General features: G+C 65.2%; 15 protein-coding genes and 1 pseudogene. 11 read left to right on the forward strand and 5 right to left on the reverse strand.

From position 1 onward, the window contains the following. Positions 1-120 precede the first annotated feature (120 nt). Positions 121-1,053 carry a DUF1853 family protein gene (locus tag CAG00_RS17850; RefSeq protein ID WP_085664947.1) on the reverse strand — a complete coding sequence of 311 codons (933 nt, stop codon included), beginning with the start codon at positions 1,051-1,053 and terminating at the stop codon, positions 121-123. A gap of 88 nt (positions 1,054-1,141) precedes the next feature. Here CAG00_RS17850 and CAG00_RS17855 point away from each other — a divergent pair, with 88 nt between their 5' ends. The 11 genes from CAG00_RS17855 (at position 1,142) to CAG00_RS17905 (ending at position 13,157) form a co-directional block, all read left to right on the forward strand. Next, the gene (locus CAG00_RS17855; protein WP_025338255.1) at positions 1,142-2,032 is read left to right on the forward strand and encodes an NAD(+) kinase; all 891 of its coding nucleotides are present in this window, start codon (positions 1,142-1,144) and stop codon (positions 2,030-2,032) included. Continuing rightward, the gene (locus tag CAG00_RS17860; RefSeq protein WP_075044167.1) at positions 2,032-3,003 is read left to right on the forward strand and encodes a metallophosphoesterase; all 972 of its coding nucleotides are present in this window, start codon (positions 2,032-2,034) and stop codon (positions 3,001-3,003) included. The genes CAG00_RS17855 and CAG00_RS17860 overlap by 1 nt, the downstream gene beginning before the upstream one ends. Next, entirely contained in the window at positions 3,000-3,878 is an 879-nt protein-coding gene (locus CAG00_RS17865; RefSeq protein WP_025338257.1) for a rhomboid family intramembrane serine protease, read from the forward strand. The genes CAG00_RS17860 and CAG00_RS17865 overlap by 4 nt, the downstream gene beginning before the upstream one ends. 13 nt (positions 3,879-3,891) lie before the next feature. Next, positions 3,892-4,152 (forward strand): YeaC family protein, encoded by a 261-nt coding sequence (locus CAG00_RS17870; protein ID WP_003260154.1) that lies wholly within the window; start codon positions 3,892-3,894, stop codon positions 4,150-4,152. Next, positions 4,149-4,979, forward strand: a complete 831-nt coding sequence (locus tag CAG00_RS17875; RefSeq protein ID WP_075044170.1) for a DUF2797 domain-containing protein — start codon at positions 4,149-4,151, stop codon at positions 4,977-4,979. The genes CAG00_RS17870 and CAG00_RS17875 overlap by 4 nt, the downstream gene beginning before the upstream one ends. 13 nt (positions 4,980-4,992) lie before the next feature. Continuing rightward, positions 4,993-7,650, forward strand: a complete 2,658-nt coding sequence (gene pepN / locus CAG00_RS17880) for an aminopeptidase N (protein WP_085664948.1) — start codon at positions 4,993-4,995, stop codon at positions 7,648-7,650. Positions 7,651-7,917: 267 nt separating this feature from the next. Beyond that, positions 7,918-8,937 carry a YCF48-related protein gene (locus CAG00_RS17885; protein WP_085664949.1) on the forward strand — a complete coding sequence of 340 codons (1,020 nt, stop codon included), beginning with the start codon at positions 7,918-7,920 and terminating at the stop codon, positions 8,935-8,937. Between the two features lie 20 nt (positions 8,938-8,957). Beyond that, positions 8,958-11,333 carry an RND family transporter gene (locus CAG00_RS17890; protein ID WP_024086538.1) on the forward strand — a complete coding sequence of 792 codons (2,376 nt, stop codon included), beginning with the start codon at positions 8,958-8,960 and terminating at the stop codon, positions 11,331-11,333. 135 nt (positions 11,334-11,468) lie between these two features. Continuing rightward, a complete protein-coding gene (locus CAG00_RS17895; RefSeq protein ID WP_025338261.1) occupies positions 11,469-11,759 on the forward strand; it encodes a DUF5629 family protein in 291 nt (96 codons plus the stop codon). After that, positions 11,725-12,855 (forward strand): lactonase family protein, encoded by a 1,131-nt coding sequence (locus tag CAG00_RS17900; protein ID WP_256579031.1) that lies wholly within the window; start codon positions 11,725-11,727, stop codon positions 12,853-12,855. Before CAG00_RS17895 ends, CAG00_RS17900 begins: the two co-directional genes overlap by 35 nt. Positions 12,856-12,977: 122 nt before the next feature. Then, complete coding sequence (locus CAG00_RS17905) at positions 12,978-13,157, forward strand: hypothetical protein (RefSeq protein ID WP_025338263.1); 180 nt, start codon at positions 12,978-12,980, stop codon at positions 13,155-13,157. A 146-nt stretch (positions 13,158-13,303) separates the two neighbouring features. Here the strand turns inward: CAG00_RS17905 and CAG00_RS28205 are convergent. The 4 genes and pseudogenes from CAG00_RS28205 to CAG00_RS17930 all read right to left on the reverse strand — a co-directional run. Beyond that, positions 13,304-13,411 (reverse strand): annotated as a pseudogene (locus tag CAG00_RS28205) (glutathione S-transferase); the annotation flags it as partial. 177 nt (positions 13,412-13,588) lie between these two features. Next, positions 13,589-14,182 (reverse strand): glutathione S-transferase, encoded by a 594-nt coding sequence (locus tag CAG00_RS17920; RefSeq protein ID WP_085664952.1) that lies wholly within the window; start codon positions 14,180-14,182, stop codon positions 13,589-13,591. Beyond that, complete coding sequence (locus CAG00_RS17925) at positions 14,179-17,823, reverse strand: AAA family ATPase (protein ID WP_085664953.1); 3,645 nt, start codon at positions 17,821-17,823, stop codon at positions 14,179-14,181. The genes CAG00_RS17920 and CAG00_RS17925 overlap by 4 nt, the downstream gene beginning before the upstream one ends. After that, positions 17,820-19,058, reverse strand: a complete 1,239-nt coding sequence (locus CAG00_RS17930; RefSeq protein WP_085664954.1) for an exonuclease SbcCD subunit D C-terminal domain-containing protein — start codon at positions 19,056-19,058, stop codon at positions 17,820-17,822. Before CAG00_RS17930 ends, CAG00_RS17925 begins: the two co-directional genes overlap by 4 nt. Between the last annotated feature and the right edge of the window lie 177 nt (positions 19,059-19,235).

A 19,235-nucleotide genomic window follows, 5' to 3' on the forward strand; every position in this document is an offset into this window, starting at 1 on the left:
TGTTGTCTGCACCGGCCTCTTCGCGGGCTTGCCCGCTCCCACAGGCATAGCGCAGAGCCAGAGACCTGTGCAGTACTTGTGGGAGCGGGTTTACCCGCGAAGGGGCCAGCCCAGACAACATCAGACATCGGGCAGATGCGGCCAATCATCAGCCACCAGAAACACCCGCTCGGCCTCCTGCCACGCCCCGTCAGCCTCTTGCTCCAACCTCACCAGCAACTGCGCCGGAGCCTGCCGCTCCAGCACGTGCAGCCACGCCGCAAACTGCTCCACCGCCCAGCACTCCTGCGCCTCGACCCGCGCCGGCGCCAGCCAGGCATGCCGTTGCAGCGGCTGCCATCGCTCACCTTCGCCCATGACCCAGTCCCGCCGCCGCAGCCAGCGCCCGCGCAAGTGCTGCGGGTTGGCGCCCTGTGGTGGCTGTGCATGCCCAGGCCACGGGTAGAACAGATAGCCACCCAGCCACACATGCGCCTGCACCTGCTCCACCCCCAGCCGGGCCAGCACCTCGCGGCTGTGCGCCCCTGTCGACATGGGCAGCTGGTGCCGCGCCAGGTGCGCCAGTTTGCTTCCCAGTCGGTCATGGCAGCCCGGCCCCAGCCAGGCGGCGGGGTCGTGCCCGGGATGCTCCGGGCCCAGGTACAGCTTGATGGCCAGTTCCAGGTGGTGCACACCGTCGCGGTCGCGCAGCACCACATCCAGCTCGCCCAGGGTGCGCCCGCCTTCGCGAATCGCCAGGTTGGCCGCCAGTAGTTCAATGCCCGGGGCCTGGCCCAGGGCGAATTGCCACAGCCGTTCGTAGTAGTGCCCCAGGCGCCGGCTGCCCAGCTGCGCCAGCCAGTCGCGCAATGGGCGGTCATCGTCATCCAGCGCCCGCAGCCAGTCTGCCAGGCGCTGTGGCTGGTCCGCCCACAGGCTGCCCGCCAGCGGGTGGCGCTGGGGGCAGGGCGGGGCGCTGAGCAACGGGGGCGACAGCAGGGCCCAGGCCAGGTCGCGCACGTTGGGGCGGCGTAGCTGCCGGGGCAGGTCGTGGAGCAGGGCGAATGGCATCATCCTGCGAGCATAGCCGGTTTGCCGCTACCCGGTGGTTTCGCCCATAATCGCGGCATAGTCACCCGCCGCAGAGCCTCGCAGGAGCCCCATGGAGCAATTTCGCAATATCGGTATCATCGGCCGCCTTGGCAGCTCGCAGGTGCTCGACACCATTCGCCGACTGAAAAAATTCCTCCTCGAGCGCCACCTGCACGTGATCCTCGAGGACACCATCGCCGAAGTGCTGCCCGGCCATGGCCTGCAAACCTCTACCCGCAAGCTGCTGGGCGAGGTCTGTGACCTGGTCATCGTGGTCGGCGGTGACGGCAGCCTGCTGGGCGCCGCCCGCGCCCTGGCCCGGCACAACATTCCGGTGCTGGGCATCAACCGAGGCAACCTGGGCTTCCTCACCGACATCCGCCCCGACGAGCTGGAAGAGAAGGTCGCCGAAGTGCTCGACGGCCACTACCTGGTGGAAAACCGCTTCCTGCTGCAGGCCGAGGTACGCCGCCACAACGAAGCCATCGGCCAGGGTGATGCGCTGAACGACGTGGTGCTGCACCCAGGCAAGTCGACGCGCATGATCGAATTCGAGATCTACATCGATGGCCAGTTCGTCTGCAGCCAGAAGGCCGACGGCCTGATCGTCGCCACCCCCACCGGCTCCACCGCCTACGCGCTGTCGGCCGGCGGCCCGATCATGCACCCCAAGCTCGACGCCATCGTCATCGTGCCGATGTACCCGCACACGCTGTCGGGCCGGCCGATCGTGGTCGACGGCAACAGCGAGCTGAAGATCGTGGTGTCCAAGGACCTGCAGATCTACCCGCAAGTATCCTGTGACGGCCAGAACCACTTCACCTGTGCCCCCGGCGACACCATCACGGTGAGCAAGAAACCGCAGAAGCTGCGCCTGATCCACCCGCTGGACCACAACTACTACGAGGTCTGCCGCACCAAGCTCGGCTGGGGCAGCCGCTTGGGAAGCAGGGACGACTGATGCTCGATCCGGCGCGTAGTTTCGACATCATCGGTGACGTGCACGGTTGTGCGCTGACCCTTGAACGCCTGCTCGACGCCCTTGGTTACAAGCGTGTGGCAGGCGTGTGGCGCCACCCGCGGCGCCAGGCGCTGTTCCTTGGCGACATCGTCGACCGCGGGCCACGCATTCGCGAGGCGCTGCACATCGTCCACGACATGGTCGAGGCCGGCCAGGCGTTCTGCATCATGGGCAACCACGAGTACAACGCGCTGGGCTGGGTTACCCCGGCACTACCTGGCAGCGGCAAGGCCTTCGTGCGCGAGCATACGCCGCGCCACGCCCGGTTGATCGACGAAACCCTGACCCAGTTTGCCCACCACCCCGCTGACTGGCACGACTTCGTCAACTGGTTCTACGAATTGCCGCTGTTCGTCGACGCCGGGCGCTTCCGCCTGGTGCATGCCTGCTGGGACCCGCGGCTGATCGAGCCGCTGCGCCAGCAGTACCCCGACGGGCGCATCGACGAGCACTTCATCCAGGCCTCGGCGGTGAGCGGCAGCTTTGCCGCCACCGTGTGCAACCGTCTGCTGCGCGGCACCGACATGCGCCTGCCGGACGGCCTGACCCTCACCGGTGGCGACGGCCTGACCCGTGCCTTCTTCCGTACCAAGTTCTGGGAAGAAGACCCGCAAACCTACGGCGACATCGTGTTCCAGCCTGACGCCCTGCCCGCGGAAGTGGCCAGCACCCCGCTCAGTCACAGCCAGAAGAACGCCTTGCTGCGCTATGCCGAAGACGAGCCCATGCTGTTCGTCGGCCATTACTGGCGCAGCGGCCGCCCGGCGCCGATCCGCGCCAACCTGGCCTGCCTGGACTACAGCGCCGTGCTCTACGGCAAGCTGGCTGCCTACCGGCTGGATGATGAAACCCGCATCGACCCGCACAAGTTCGTCTGGGTCGATGTCGACCGCCCACAGGCCAACCAATGAACATTATCGAAGTGATGCGCCTGCCGCTGTCGGTCGACCTCAGCGGCTTCGTTCACCTGCTGCAGCGCCTGCAGGTGCCGCACCGGGTCAGCGAGGAGGGCGATGCCCAGGTGCTCTGGGCCCCCGACACCCTGGCCGCAGACGTCCGCGAACTCTACCAGCGCTACCCCGACGGCAACGCCGACCTGCCAGCCACCACCGATCCTGTGGGAGCGGGCGAGCCCGCGAAAGGGCCCTCCCTGGCGGAACAGGCCCGCGCCTGCAAGATCACCACCCTGACCCTGCTGCTGTGCTTCATCGTCGCCGGCCTCACCGGCCTGGGCGACAACTTCACCACCATCAGCTGGTTCACCTTCCTCGATTTCCGCGTCCAGGGCGACTACCTGTACTTCAGCCCGCTGGCGCAAAGCCTGGACGAAGGCCAGTGGTGGCGCCTGGTATCGCCCATGCTGCTGCATTTCGGCGTGCTGCACCTGGCCATGAACAGCCTGTGGTACTGGGAACTGGGCAAACGCATCGAATTGCGCCAAGGCCCGTGGGCGCTGCTGGGCCTGACCCTGCTGTTCAGCCTGGTGTCCAACCTGGCCCAGCACTACAGCAGCGGGCCGAGCCTGTTCGGCGGCCTTTCCGGCGTGCTGTACGGCCTGCTCGGGCACATCTGGCTGTACCAGTGGCTGGCACCCGACCGTTACTTCAACCTGCCCAAGGGCGTGCTGGTGATGATGCTCATCTGGCTGGTGGTGTGCCTGAGCGGCGTGATCGACACCCTGGGCCTTGGCCAGATCGCCAACGCCGCCCACGTCGGCGGGCTGCTCATCGGATGCCTGACCGGGCTCTTGGGTGGGGCGCTGGCCCGGCGTAAACTGTCGGCTTGAATCAGGAGACACTATGTCCACTTTCGCGCAAATGATTGAAAACATCACCCCGGAAATCTACGAGAGCCTGAAACTGGCCGTGGAAATCGGCAAATGGTCGGATGGCCGCAAGCTCACTGCCGAGCAGAAAGAGCTGTCGCTGCAGGCGGTAATCGCCTGGGAGATGAAAAACCTGCCCGAAGACCAGCGTACCGGCTACATGGGCCCGCAGGAATGCGCCTCGAAGTCCGCGCCGATCGCCAACATTCTGTTCAAGTCGGACTCGGTACATTGATCGAACTCGCTCGTGGCTCGTTGAGCAAGATGGCGGTAAGCCTGCAGGCGCCAGTGGTGCAGTACAGCTTCCGTCTGGATGACACGCAGGTGCCGGTCAACCCGCTGATCGGCCAGCGCCTGCGCCTTGAATACCTCGGCGCCATTCACTGCAGCCATTGTGGCAAGCGCACCAAGACCAGCTTCAGCCAGGGTTACTGCTACCCGTGCATGACCAAACTGGCCCAGTGCGACGTGTGCATCATGGCCCCGGAAAAGTGCCACTACGACGCCGGCACCTGCCGCGAACCGTCGTGGGGCGAACAGTTCTGCATGACCGACCATGTGGTCTACCTGGCCAACTCGTCGGGGATCAAGGTCGGTATCACCCGGGCCACCCAGCTGCCCACCCGCTGGCTCGACCAGGGTGCCAGCCAGGCCCTGCCGATCGTGCGCGTGGCTACCCGCCAGCAGTCCGGCCTGGTCGAAGACTTGCTGCGCAGCCAGGTGCCGGACCGCACCAACTGGCGCGCCCTGCTCAAGGGCGATGCCGAGGAGCTCGACCTGGTCGCCATTCGTGAACAGGTGTTCGACGCCTGTGCCGATGGCCTGCGCGAGCTGCAGGGGCGCTTCGGCCTGCAGGCGATCCAGCCGCTGGCCGACGCCGAAGTGGTGCAGATGAAGTACCCGGTCGAGGCCTACCCATCGAAGATCGTCAGTTTCAACCTCGACAAGGACCCGGTAGTGGAAGGCACGCTGCTGGGCATCAAGGGCCAGTACCTGATCTTCGACACCGGTGTGATCAATATTCGCAAGTACACGGCCTACCAGTTGGCCGTGCTCCAGTAAAAAGGACCTGCACATGCGTACCGAACAACCGCAAGTGATCTACCTCGAGGATTACCAGGCGCCCGAGTACCTGATCGACGAGACGCACCTGACCTTCGAGCTGTTCGAGGACCACACCCTGGTTCACGCGCAACTGGTCATGCGCCGCAACCCGGCACGCGGTGCCGGCCTGCCGCCACTGGAACTCGATGGCCAGCAGCTGGAACTGCTGCGCGCCTCGCTGGATGACCAGGAGCTGCAGCCGGGCGACTACCAGCTCGATACCGACAGCCTTACCGTGCAGCCCAAGGCCGAGCGCTTCACCCTCGACACCAGCGTGAAGATCCACCCCGAAAGCAACACCGCACTGGAAGGCCTGTACAAGTCGGGCAAGATGTTCTGCACCCAGTGCGAGGCCGAAGGCTTCCGCAAGATCACCTACTACCTCGACCGCCCGGACGTGATGAGCACCTTCACCACCACGGTCATCGCCGAGCAGCATCGCTACCCGGTATTGCTGTCGAACGGCAACCCGATCGGCAGCGGGCCGGCAGACGATGGTCGCCACTGGGCGACCTGGGAAGACCCGTTCATGAAGCCGGCCTACCTGTTCGCCCTGGTGGCCGGTGACCTGTGGTGCGTCGAGGACAGCTTCACCCGCCAGTCCGGCCGTGACGTGACCCTGCGCATCTACGTCGAGCCCGAGAACATCGACAAGTGCGACCACGCCATGGTCAGCCTGAAGAAGTCCATGCGCTGGGACGAAGAAGTCTATGGCCGCGAGTACGACCTGGACATCTTCATGATCGTCGCGGTCAACGACTTCAACATGGGCGCCATGGAAAACAAGGGCCTGAACATCTTCAACTCCAGCTGTGTGCTGGCCCGTGCCGAAACGGCCACCGATGCCGCACACCAGCGCGTCGAAGGCGTGGTTGCCCACGAGTATTTCCACAACTGGTCGGGCAACCGGGTCACCTGCCGTGACTGGTTCCAGCTGTCGCTGAAGGAAGGCTTCACGGTGTTCCGCGATGCCGAGTTCAGCGCCGACATGAACTCGCGCACGGTTAAACGCATCGAAGACGTGGCCTACCTGCGTACTCACCAGTTCGCCGAAGACGCTGGCCCCATGGCTCACCCGGTGCGCCCGGACAGCTTCATCGAGATCTCCAACTTCTACACCCTGACCGTGTACGAGAAGGGCGCCGAAGTGGTGCGCATGGTTCGTACCCTGCTGGGCGCAGACGGCTTCCGCAAGGGCAGCGACCTGTACTTCGAACGCCACGATGGCCAGGCGGTGACCACCGACGATTTCATCAAGGCCATGGAAGACGCCAACGGCGTCGACTTCACCCAGTTCAAGCGCTGGTACAACCAGGCCGGCACCCCGCGCCTGGAAGTCAGCGAGGCCTATGACGCGGCCGCGCAGACCTACAGCCTGACCTTCCGCCAGAGCTGCCCGCAGACCCCGGACAAGGCCGAAAAACTGCCGTTCGTGATCCCGGTGGAGCTTGGCCTGCTGGATGCCGCAGGCAACGACCTGCCGCTGCAACTGGCCGGTGAAGCGGCGGCGCAGGGCACCAGCCGCGTGCTGTCGGTGACCGAGGCCGAGCAGACCTTCACCTTCCAGGGCATCCAGGCCAAGCCGCTGCCTTCGCTGCTGCGTGGCTTCAGCGCACCGGTCAAGCTGAGCTTCCCCTACGACCGCGACCAGCTGATGTTCCTGATGCAGCACGACAGCGACGGCTTCAACCGCTGGGAGGCGGGGCAGCAGTTGTCGGTGCAGGTGCTGCAGGAACTGATCGGCCAGCATCAGCGCGGCGAAGCACTCAAGCTCGACCAGCGCCTGATCAGCGCCTTGGGCACCGTGCTCGGCAACGAGTCGCTGGACCAGGCCATGGTTGCCGAAATGCTCTCGCTGCCGGGTGAGGCCTACCTCACCGAAATCAGCCAGGTGGCCGACGTGGACGCCATCCACGCCGCCCGCGAGTTCGCCCGCCAGCAGATCGCCGAGCAGCTGTTCGACGCCCTGTGGGCGCGCTACCAGGCCAACCGCGAAGTGTCGCGCAGCACCGCCTACGTGGCCTCGGCCGAGCACTTCGCCCGCCGCAGCCTGCAGAACATCGCGCTGTCGTACCTGATGCAGAGCGGCAAGCCGCAGGTGCTGCAGGCGACCCTGGAGCAGTTCGAGCACTGCGACAACATGACCGAGCGCCTGACCGCCCTGGCCGTGCTGGTCAACTCGCCGTTCGAGGCCGAGCGGGCCAAGGCGCTGGAAGCCTTTGCCGAGCACTTCAAGGACAACCCGCTGGTCATGGACCAGTGGTTCAGCGTGCAGGCGGCCAGTACGCTGCCGGGCGGGCTGGCGCGGGTCAAGGCGCTGATGCAGCACCCGGCGTTCACCCTGAAGAACCCGAACAAGGTACGTGCGCTGGTCGGCGCCTTTGCCGGGCAGAACCTGGTCAACTTCCATGCGGCGGATGGCTCCGGCTACCGCTTCCTGGCGGACCTGGTGATCGAGCTGAATGCGCTGAACCCGCAGATCGCCTCGCGGCAACTGGCACCGCTGACCCGCTGGCGCAAGTATGACGACGCGCGTCAGGCCCTGATGAAGGGCGAGCTGGAGCGGATTCTGGCTTCTGGTGAGCTGTCCAGTGATGTGTATGAGGTTGTGAGCAAGAGCCTGGCTTGAGTTTTCCGTAGCCTGAGCCGACCTCTTCGCGGGTAAACCCGCTCCCACAGGTACTGCACCGCTTTCATGGGCTGTGCAGGACCTGTGGGAGCGGGTTTACCCGCGAAGCTTTTGGAGCCGACAACAAAACATAACACCCCGCCCGTTGTGTTCCCGCAAATATCCCCGCTACGATCCCCTCAAGCTATTGCAGGCCTCTAGATCAGGCTTTTCGCAGTACCTGCAGTGCATTGACCCACCACACAAGAACACAACAGGGGGACAGTCATGAGGGAACAGAACAGGCGCTTTGCCTGGCCATTGGCAGCCAGCGCGGTACTGGCGCTGGGGCTTGGCGTGTGGGCTGACAGCGTGCAAGCCGCTGCCGCCGACGAGTATTCCACCGAATCGGCCAAGGCCAGCCAAAGCCTGCTGATCGACGCCACCCATGCCGGCAAGCGCCTGGTGGTGGTGGGCGATCGCGGTCATATCCTGTTCTCCGACGACCAGGGCAGCACCTGGACCCAGGCGCGAGTGCCCACCCGGCAACTGCTGACCGCGGTGTTCTTCCTCGACGACAAGCGCGGCTGGGCCGTCGGCCACGATGCGCTGGTGCTCGCCAGCAGCGATGGTGGTGCCACCTGGAGCAAGCAGTTCGAAGACCTGTCCCGCGAAGCACCTTTGCTCGATGTCGCCTTCCTCGACGCCCAGCACGGTTTTGCCGTAGGTGCCTATGGCGCCTTGCTGGAAACCACCGACGGCGGCCAGCACTGGCAGGACGTGGCCGAGCGCCTGGACAACCCCGACCAGCTGCACCTGAACGGTATCGCCCAGGTGCGTGACGCGGGCCTGTTCATCGTCGGCGAGCAGGGTGGCATGTTCCGCTCCGCCGACAACGGCCAGACCTGGGCCAAGGTCGACGGCCCTTACGAGGGCTCGCTGTTCGGCGTGATCGGCACTGCCCAGCCGCACACCCTGCTGGCCTACGGCCTGCGCGGCAACCTGTTCCGTTCCACCGATTTTGGTGACAACTGGCAGCCGATCGAGCTCAAGGCCGCACGGGGCACCCTCGAATTTGGCCTGGCAGGCGCTACGCTTGTCGAGGACGGTAGCCTGGTGCTGGTCGGCAATGGCGGCAGCGTGCTGCGCAGTACCGATGATGGCCAGACCTTCAGTGTCTACAGCCGCGCCGACCGCATTGCCCTGGCCGGCGTCAGCGGCCTGGCCGATGGCGGTCTGCTGCTGGTAGGGCAGGGTGGCGTGCACCTGGCTGACCCGCAGGGTGCTGACCAGGAGGTGCGTCCATGACCAGCAGGGAGAGCATCACCATGCACCCGCATCACCAGGACAAGGCCACGCTGCTCGAACGCCTGATCTTCAACAATCGCCCCGTGGTCATCGCCCTGTGCGTACTGGTCAGCATCTTCCTGTTCTGGCAGGCCACGCAGATTCGCCCGTCCACCAGCTTCGAGAAGATGATCCCGCTGCAGCACCCGTTCATCGAGCAGATGATGGAGCACCGCAACGACCTGGCCAACCTCGGCAACACCGTGCGCATTTCGGTGGAGGCCGTGAATGGCGACATTTTCGACAAGGACTACATGGAGACCCTGCGGCAGATCCATGACGAAGTGTTCTACATCCCTGGCGTCGACCGTGCCGGGCTGAAGTCGCTGTGGAGCCCCAGCGTGCGCTGGAGCGAGGTCACCGAGGAAGGCTTCTCCGGTGGCGAGGTGATCCCCAACACCTACAACGGCTCGCAGGACAGCCTCGACACCCTGCGCGACAACGTGCTCAAGTCGGGCCAGGTGGGGCGCCTGGTGGGCAACAACTTCAAGTCCAGCATCGTCGACGTGCCGCTGCTGGAGAGCTACCCAGACCCGCAGGACCCGGGCAAGCAGGTGAAGCTGGACTACCAGCAGTTCTCGCACCAGCTGGAAGAAAAGATCCGTGACAAGTTCCAGGCGCAGAACCCCAACGTGAAGGTGCACATCGTCGGCTTCGCCAAGAAGGTCGGCGACCTGATCGACGGCCTGGTGATGGTGGCGATGTTCTTCGGCGTCGCCCTGGCCATCACCTGGGTGCTGCTGTACTGGTTCACCTGGTGCATCCGCAGCACCATCGCCGTGCTCATCACCACCCTGGTGGCGGTGGTCTGGCAGCTGGGCCTGATGCATGCGGTGGGCTTTGGCCTGGACCCGTACTCGATGCTGGTGCCGTTCCTGATCTTCGCCATCGGCATTTCCCACGGGGTGCAGAAGATCAACGGTATCGCCCTGCAGTCGAGTGACGCCGACAACGCCCTGACCGCCGCCCGGCGCACGTTCCGCCAGCTGTTCCTGCCGGGGATGATCGCCATCCTCGCCGACGCCGTGGGCTTCATCACCCTGCTGATCATCGACATCGGGGTGATTCGTGAACTGGCCATCGGTGCTTCCATCGGTGTGGCGGTGATCGTGTTCACCAACCTCATCCTGCTACCGGTAGCCATCTCCTACGTCGGCATCAGCAAGAAGGCCGTCGAGCGCAGCAAGCAGGACGCCACCCGGGAGCACCCATTCTGGCGCCTGCTGTCGAACTTTGCCAGTGCCAAGGTGGCGCCGGTGTCGGTGGCCCTGGCGCTGGTCGCCTTCGCCGGTGGCCTTTGGTACAGCCAGAACCTGAAGATCGGCGACCTCGACCAGGGCGCGCCGGAGCTGCGCCCCGACTCGCGCTACAACCAGGACAACAACTTCATCATCAGCAACTACTCGACCAGTTCCGACGTGCTGGTGATCATGGTCAAGACCCCGCCGGAAAGCTGCTCGATCCACTCCACCATGGCGCCGATCGACGAGCTGATGTGGACCATGCAGAACACCCCGGGCGTGCAGTCGGCAATTTCCCTCGTGACCGTGTCCAAGCAGGTGATCAAGGGCATGAACGAGGGCAGCCTGAAATGGGAAACCCTGTCGCGCAACCCGGACATCCTCAACAACTCCATCGCCCGCGCCGATGGCCTGTACAACGGCGACTGCTCGCTGGCGCCGGTGCTGGTGTTCCTCAACGACCACAAGGCCGAAACCCTGGAGCGGGTCACTGCCGTGGCCAAGGCGTTTGCCGACAGCCACAACAAGGAAGGCCTGCAGTTCCTGCTGGCGGCGGGCAATGCCGGGATCGAAGCGGCGACCAACGAGGTAATCAAGTCGGCCGAGCTGACCATCCTGATCCTGGTGTACATCTGTGTGGCGGTGATGTGCCTGATTACCTTCCGCTCGTTCGCCGCCACCCTGTGCATCGTCCTGCCGCTGGTGCTGACCTCGGTGCTGGGCAACGCGCTGATGGCCTACATGGGCATCGGGGTCAAGGTGGCGACCTTGCCGGTGGTGGCGCTGGGTGTGGGCATTGGCGTGGACTATGGCATCTACATCTACAGCCGGCTGGAAAGCTTCCTGCGTGCCGGGTTGCCGTTGCAGGAGGCTTATTACGAGACCCTGCGCTCGACTGGCAAGGCGGTGCTGTTCACCGGGTTGTGCCTGGCCATCGGCGTGTGCACCTGGATTTTCTCGGCGATCAAGTTCCAGGCGGACATGGGGCTGATGCTGACCTTCATGCTGCTGTGGAACATGTTCGGTGCGCTGTGGCTGCTGCCGGCGCTGGCAAGGTTCCTGATCAAGCCTGAGAAGATGGTGGGCAAGGAGGGGGGCTCCATTTTCGCTCATTGACCGCAGGGAGCCGCTCCTGCAGGGGAACGCGTATCGGCAGGCTGATGCGATCCCTGTAGGAGCGGCCTTGTGTCGCGATGGGCTGCAAAGCAGCCCCAGGGCTATAATGCCAACTCATTTCAGATTGGTACCCCCATGTCCCCCCTCGCCACCGCCCTGCAGTCCTGCGACATGCTCCTGATCGACGGCCTGCACGCCTTCGACTTCACCTCCGATGAATCCGGCCTCACCATCGAATGCATGGACGGCCGCCAGCTCCGCCGCTGGTCCTTCACCCCCGAGCAGATCACTGCTGCCATCGCCGTGGGTGACGAGTGGCAACTCGACGATGCCAACGGCGAGCATCGGCTAGTCTGTATGAGTGCCTTTCGTGCCCCGGATGATGACGAAGATGAATCGGATCTGGACGAGCCTGCTGACCGTTAGCCTGATGAGCATGACCCTCCACGCCCACGCCGCCACCTTGCTGGTGGGCAGCTACACCGATGGCGCCAGCCAGGGCATCTACCGCTATCAGTTTGACGAAAAGACCGGCCATATCGACCCTGCGCCGCAGCAGGTAGTGAAGAGTGTCAGCCCTTCGTGGCTGGTATTGTCGGCCGATCAACGCCAGCTGTTCGCGGTCAATGAAACCCCGAACGGCCATGCCAGCAGCTTCAGCGTCAGTGCAAAAGGCGAGATCAAGCCCATCAACCAGGTGGCCAGCCAAGGTGACGAGCCGACTCACGCCAGTCTCAGCCAGGACCAGCGTTATCTGTTCGTGGCCAATTACGCGGTCAAGCCCGACCCTGGCGGCAGCCTGGTGGTAATCCCGGTGGCCAAGGACGGCAAGCTCAAGCCGGTGGTGCAACAGGCCCGGCACAAGGCGAGCGGGGTCAACCCCGAGCGCCAGGCCGGCGCCCATGTGCATTCGCTGGTGCTGTCACCCGACGGCCGCCACCTGTATGCCAGCGACCTGGGTGCCGACAAGGTGTTCATCTACCGCTACGACGGTGCCAGCGCAGACCACCCGCTGACGCCGGCGATCCCCGCGTCGGTGGACCTGCCGCCGGGCAGCGGGCCGCGCCACCTGTTGTTCGACGCCAAGGGCCGGCACGCCTACCTGACCCTGGAAATGAGTGCCGATGTGGTCATGTTCGATGTGCAGGAGGGCAACCTGGTCGAACGCCAGCGCCTGCCCCTGACCGAGAGCAAGGAAGCTGCGGCGAAAGCGGCAGGTGGCTTGCACCTGTCGGCAGACGGGCGCTTCCTGTATGTGAGCAACCGAGGCACGGCCAACGAGATCGTGGTGTTCAGCGTGGGCAAGCAGGATGGCCAACTGACGTTCCTGCAGCGCCGTTCGGTGGAGGGGGATCATCCCCGCGAGTTCGCCCTCGATCCGAGTGACAACTTCCTGCTGGTGGCCAACCAGAAGAGCAACCAGATCGTGGTGATACGCCGCGATCCGCGCAGCGGCAAGCTGTTGGAGACGGTGCAGACGCTGAAGCAGGATGCGCCGTCGGACCTGAAATTCATCGAGTGATATCGATCGGCGTGATAATCGATACTGCCGCAATGAATTTTTGCCTGCGGCTTCGGCGGCGTAAGTTTGACCCACGGCCCAAACAGGCCAACGTCAAACCACCGCCGTCGAGGTCAGCCCAGATGAACTTCAATCTCTTCCCGGTCATTGCCGCATCCGCCATTTCCGCTTCGGTCGTATTGCCGACGCATGCCCATGCCGACAGCAGCGGCAAGGCGTCTGCTACCCATAGCTACACCGAACAGTACCTGCGCCAGAGCGCCAACTTCCATGCGGCATTGAGTGGCAAGCACAACCACTGAAGCTGACTCGGTCCCTGTAGGAGCGGCCTAGTGTCGCGAAAGGGCCGCAGAGCGGCCCCGGCAATTTCTGCTGTGACGCAAAAACCTGGGGCCGCTGCGCGCCCCAATCGCGACACAAGGCCGCTCCTACAAGGGATCGCGTGAAGCTACCCCTCCAGCCAGCTCCGCACTCGCGGATAAGCCGCCTCGGCGAACCACTGCGGTTCGACCCCGGCAAACTGGCGCATCAGGGGCAGCAACGCGGCATCGGCAATGCGGCATTGAGTGGCAAGCACAACTACTGAACCTGACTCGGTCCCCTGTAGGAGCGGCCTTGTGTCGCGAAAGGGCCGCAGAGCGGCCCCGGCAATTTCTGCTGTGACGCAAAAACCTGGGGCCGCTGCGCGCCCCTGTCGCGACACAAGGCCGCTCCTACACGGGATCGCGTGAAGCTACTTGGCCATGACTGACCTGAACAGCTCCGAAGCCAACCACCCCTCCAGCCAGCTCCGCACCCGCGGATAAGCCGCCTCGGCGAACCACTGCGGTTCGACCCCGGCAAACTGGCGCATCAAGGGCAGCAACGCGGCATCGGCAATGCTCGGGTGCGTGGCCAGCAAGTAGGGCCTGCCTGCCAGCAGGCCTTCGAGCTCCGCCAGCCAGGCCTCGGCCTGCTGGCGGTAATGCTCGCGGGTATGCTCGGGGTAGCGCTCGGCATACTTGTACAGGTTCACCTGCGCCTTGAACGTGCTGTCGTTGCGCGCAATCAGGGTTTCAGCCTGCTGCGCCGCCACAGGGTCGGCCTGCAGCCGCCAGTCCTGTGGGTCGTTTTGCTCCAGCGCCCAGCGCATGATGTCCAGGCTTTCTTCGAGCACCCCGGCACCGGTATCCAGTACCGGCACCGTGCCCTTGGGTGACAAGGCCAGCAGTTCTGCCGGCTTGTTCTTCATCGCTACCTCGTGAATCTCCACCTCGCACTCCGCATAGCGCAGGGCCAGGCGCGCGCGCATGGCCCAGGGGCAGCGGCGGAACGAGTAGAGGATCACCCGCACACCTCCACGTCACTCAGGCCATTGCCTTGGCGTCGCACCTGGATCTGCACCGGGATGCGTTCGTGCATTTCCTGCACGTGGGAAATCACCGCCACCTTGCGGCCCTGGGCCTGCAAGCCGTCGAGTGCATCCATTGCCAGTTGCAGCGACTCGGGGTCGAGGCTGCCGAAGCCTTCGTCGATGAACAGCGATTCGATGCGCAGCGTGCTGGAGGCCATCGAGGCCAGGCCCAGGGCAAGGGCCAGCGACACCAAAAAAGTTTCCCCGCCAGACAGCGAGTGCACCGAACGCAGTTCGTCACCCATCTCGGTGTCCAGCACCAGCAGGCCGAGGGCGCTGCCGCCGCGCTTGAGGCGGTAGCGGCGGGCCAGCTGGCGCAGTTGGGCGTTGGCGTGGTGCAGCAAAAGGTCGAGGTTGTAGCCCTGGGCGATCTTGCGGAACACATCGCCCGAGGCCGAACCGATCAGGGCGTTCAGGCGAGCCCAGCGTTGCCACTGCTGGTGGGCCTGTTCGATTTCCGCCGCCAGCGCCTGGTGCGCCTGTTGGCGACGCTGGTCATCGGCCTGCTGTGCACGCAGTTCGGCGCATTGCTGCTCATGGCCGGCCAGGCGTTCGCGCAGTTCGGTCAGGGCCTGTTCCAAGGCGTCGGCCGAGGTGTCCACGGTCATTTGCGCGGCATGTTGCTGCAGGCGTTGTTCACGTTCCTGCAGCAGCACGCGGCCCTGTTCGATGGCCTTTTCGGCGCCTTGCAGGCGCTGGCGCAGCTCATTGACCTGCGCATCCTCCATGCCCAGCAGGCGATCCAGGCCGGCGTCGTCCAGTTCCGGGTGTTCTGCGCGCCACTGGGCGATCTGGCCCTGCAACTGCTGGCACTCGGCGTCCAGCGCCTGCTGCTGCTGGGTGTTGGCCTTGCGTTCGCTGGCCAGTTGCACGCCTTGGGTACGCAGCTCCTGCAGGCGCTGGGCAGTGTCGGTGTCGAGGGCGCGGGCCTGCTCCAGCGCGGCGTCCATGTGTTGTTGCCAGGCTTCGGCGCTTGCGTGCCCGCCAAGCAGTTCGCCAAGCGAAGCCTGGGCCTGTTGGCGCTGCTCGTCGAGGGTGGCAAGTTTCTGCTGCAGCTGCTGCTGGGTCTGCACGCGTGCCTGCTGCTGGTCGCGCAGCTTGTCCAGCTGGGCCTGGCGGGCTTGCTGTTCTTCCTGTTCGTCCTTGCGCTGCTCCAGTTGCTGCAGGCGTTGGGCGATCTGCTGGTCCAGGGCGAGGAAGGCATTGGCCGGGTCGTCGTTCAAGGCCTTGAGGGCCTCTTCGGGCAATACGCCGGCAAGGTCCGCGAGGCCTTGCTGCAACTGCTGCTCGTCGCTGGCCAGGGCCTGGTGCTGTTGCTCCAGGTGGCGCTGGGCTTGCTGTTGCGCCTGCTGGGCGGCCTGCAGTTGCTGGTTGAGACGGGCTGCATCTTTTTGCAGGGCGAGCAGGGCGCTCTGGCGTTTCTCGTCCTGGCCGATTTCTTCGTCCAGGCGCCGCAGCTGGCTGTCGAGCCAGGCACTGCGGGCCTTGTCGTCCTGCGGGGCCAGGGCCGGCCACAGGCTGTGCGCCTGCACCTGGGCCACCAGCGGTTGCAGCTGTTCGTCCAGGTGCTGCTGTTGCTGCTGGAAGTCCTTGAGCTGGGCGTTGACCACGCCCAGCTGGGTGCGCAGCTCCACCAGCTTGCTGTTGAGGGTTTCGACCTGCTTCTGCGCGGCATCTTCTTCGGCCTGGTCATGGCGACCCAGGCTTTGCAGCAGCGCTTCAGGCTGGTGGAACGGGTGCTCGGCGCTGCCGCACACCGGGCAGGGTTCGCCGTCACGCAACTGGCCGCGCAACTCTTCGACGCTGGTGTTGCGTGCCAGGCGCTGGCGTTCCAGCAACTGGCGGGTGAGGTTGAGCGCTTGCTCGGCGGCTTCCAGCTCGGCCTTGGCGGCGGTGCCTTCGGTAATCAGTTGCTGGCGCTGCTGCATGGCCTGCTGCTGACGCACGCGCACGGCCTCCAGCTGCTGGCGCAGTTCCAGTTCACGGCCATGCAGGCGTGACAGCTCTTCCACGGCGCGCTGCTGCTTGCGGTTGTCCTGCAGCATGCCACCCAGCAGGTCGATCTGTTCTGCCAGGGCCTGGGGTTCGGCCTTGGCTTCGCGGAACAGCAGCTCGAAGGCATCGCGCTCGGCCTGCAAGTGCGCATTGGCCTGGCTGGCCTGGGCCTGCAGGCCGGGCAGCTCTTCACGGCCCTTGGCCAGGCGGCCCCCGATCAGCATCACTTGCTTCAGTTGCGGCAGGTAGGCGTGCCAGGCATTGGCCAGGCCCGCCAGGTGCTGGCTGTCGGCGAGCGCGGTGTCGATCTGCGCCAGTTGCTGCAGGCTGCGCTGCTGGTTGTCTTCCAGCTGCTGCAGGTGCTGCTGGCCTTCGGCGACCTGCTGCTCGGCCTGCTGGCCGGCGCTGCGCTGTGCTGCCAGCTCCTGCTCCAGACGGGCCAGGTTGTCCTGGGCGGCGAAGGCCTGGCGCAGGCGAGGGGCGTTCTCGCTGTGTTGGGCCTGGCTATCGGCAAGCGCCTGACGCGCGGCGTCCAGCGCCTGCTCAAGCTCGCTGGTGCGCACTTGCAGCTCGGCTTGCTGCTGCTGTTGTTCGGCGATCTTCGCTGCCAGCGGTGCCAGTTGCGCGGTCAGTGTCTGCTGGCGGTGGAACTGGTGACGCTGCGGGGCCAGGCGCTCCAGGCGCACAAGGTCCAGGCGCTGCTCAGCCAGTTGTTGCCAGCCCTGTTCGGCGGCCTGCAGCGCGGTGCCGGCTTCGGCGTGCTGGGCCTGCAGCTGGCGCTGCTCGTTCAGCCAGTTGCGTTGCTGCTCCAGCTGGCGCTCGCCGGCCTGGTCGGCCTTGAACTGCTGCTGCGCCTGTTCCAGGCGCTGGTCGAGCTCGGCGCGGGCTTCGGCGGCCATCGGCAGCAGGTGGCTGGCACGGTCCTTCAGGGCATTGTGGGCCTCGCCGGCTTCGCGTGCCTTGCTGAAGGCCCGCTGGCCCAGGCGGGTGTAGATGGCGGTGTTGGTGAGCTTTTCCAGCAGCTCGCTGCGTTCTTTGTCGTCGGCCTTGAGGAAGGCGCCGAACTCGCTCTGGGCCAGCATCACCGCGCGGGTGAACTGTTCGAAGTTCAGGCCCAGGCGGGCTTCGACCAGTTGTTTGTATTCGTTCTTGCCGCTGCCCAGTACCTGCTCGCTGTCCAGGTCATAGAAGCTCTGGCGGCTGTGCTGCAGCTTGCCGTTGGCCTTGTCGCGGGCGCGGTTGGCTTCCCAGCGGGCGCGGTAGCGGCGGCCATCGATGCCGACGAAATCGACTTCGGCAAAGCCGCTGCCGGTGCCGCGGCGCAGCAGGTTGCGCGGGTCGGAGGTAGGGATCTCGCCGTCTGCATCCGGCACCTTGGCCTCGCGGCCAATGTCGTTCAGCCGTGGCACGGTGCCGAACAACGCCAGGCACAGGGCGTCGAGCAGAGTACTTTTGCCCGCCCCGGTAGGCCCGGTGATGGCGAACAGGCCTGCGCTGGCCAGCGGTTCGGCGGTGAAATCGATATCGACCGGGCCGGCCAGGGATGCCAGGTTCTTCAGGCGGATGGCAAGAATCTTCATGGCTGTTCCTCTTCCTGCTGCACGTCCTGCAACAGCAGGGCGAAGTCGGCCAGCGCCTGTTCGTCGGCGGGGTTGCCATAGGCTTGCTCCCAGGCGCGACTGAACAGGTCCTGCGGGGTCATCTGGGCCAGTTCGACAAAGGCCAGGTCATCGTCTTCGGCATTGTTGCGGCCGGCGTATTCGGCGCTGATGCGGATCAAGCGCACGGCCTTGCCTTCCAGTGCGGTTTCGATCTGCTGGCGCAGGTCGGGTTGCGGCTCATCCAGTATCACTCGCACCTCCAGCCAGGGCTGGCGGTTGGGGTCTTCGAGCAGGTCGATCACTGGCAGGTCGGCCAACTGCTCCAGCAGTTCGCCCAGTGGTGCCGGGCCGACCCGTTGCAGGGCCACGGCGCGCGGTACCGGGCGCGGTTCGACGCTGACCAGGCCGGTGCCGTCCAGCTCCACTTCCAGCACCTGGTGCGGGTAGTTGATTTCAGCGAACGACAGCGGGATCGGCGAGCCGCTGTAGCGGATGCGTTCTTCGCGGTTGACCTTCTGCGGCTTGTGCAGGTGGCCCAGGGCGACGTAGCTGATGGCCTTGTCGAACAGCTTGGCCGGCAGCGCCTCGGCGTTGCCGATGATCAGGCTGCGCTCGGAGTCCTCCGACACCGCGCCACCGGCCATGTGCGCGTGGCTGATGGCGATCAGCGCCTGGTCCTTCTTGCGCTTCTTTTGCGCGGCGGCGATCAGCTGCTGGTGCACCTGGGTGAGGCCTTGCAGGTAGTCGTCGCCCAATTGCGGGCCGGTCACCTCGGCCGGGCGCAGGAAGGGCAAGGCCAGGCACCAGGCGGCGACCTTGCCACGGCCATTGGTCAGCGGAATCAGCAGGCGCTCGGCGTCCAGCTGGCCCTCGTCCAGCCAGTGCACACGGCCCAGGGCATGGGTGCGCAGGCGGCGCATCAGTGCCGCGGGCAGCTCGATGCGCGAGCCGGAGTCGTGGTTGCCGGCAATCATCACGATGTCCAGCTTCGGCTGTTGCTCGTGGGCCTGGACGATGAAGTCGTAGAGACGTTCCTGGGCTTTGACCGGCGGGTTGACCGTGTCGAAGATATCGCCGGCGATCAGCAGCGCATCCGGCTGGCGCAGGCGCAGCTGGCCGAGCAGCCAGTCGAGGAAGCAGGCGTGTTCGAAGTCGCGTTCCTGGCCGTGCAGGCTTTGGCCCAGGTGCCAGTCGGAGGTATGAAACAGACGCATGGATGACCTGTTGGTGTCGAGTCGAGCAAGCGGGGAAAGGGCGGTATGGTAACCCAAGCATGGGGCTAACAGGTGCTCGCCTGAAAGTGTGTCGGCGAACACCTGGCAGCCTTGATGCGATCACGCTTTCTGTAGGAGCGGCCTTGTGTCGCGAAAGGGCCGCAAGGCGGCCCCGGC

Source organism: Pseudomonas sp. B5(2017), assembly GCF_002112825.1.
GTDB classification, from domain to species: domain Bacteria; phylum Pseudomonadota; class Gammaproteobacteria; order Pseudomonadales; family Pseudomonadaceae; genus Aquipseudomonas; species Aquipseudomonas putida_Z.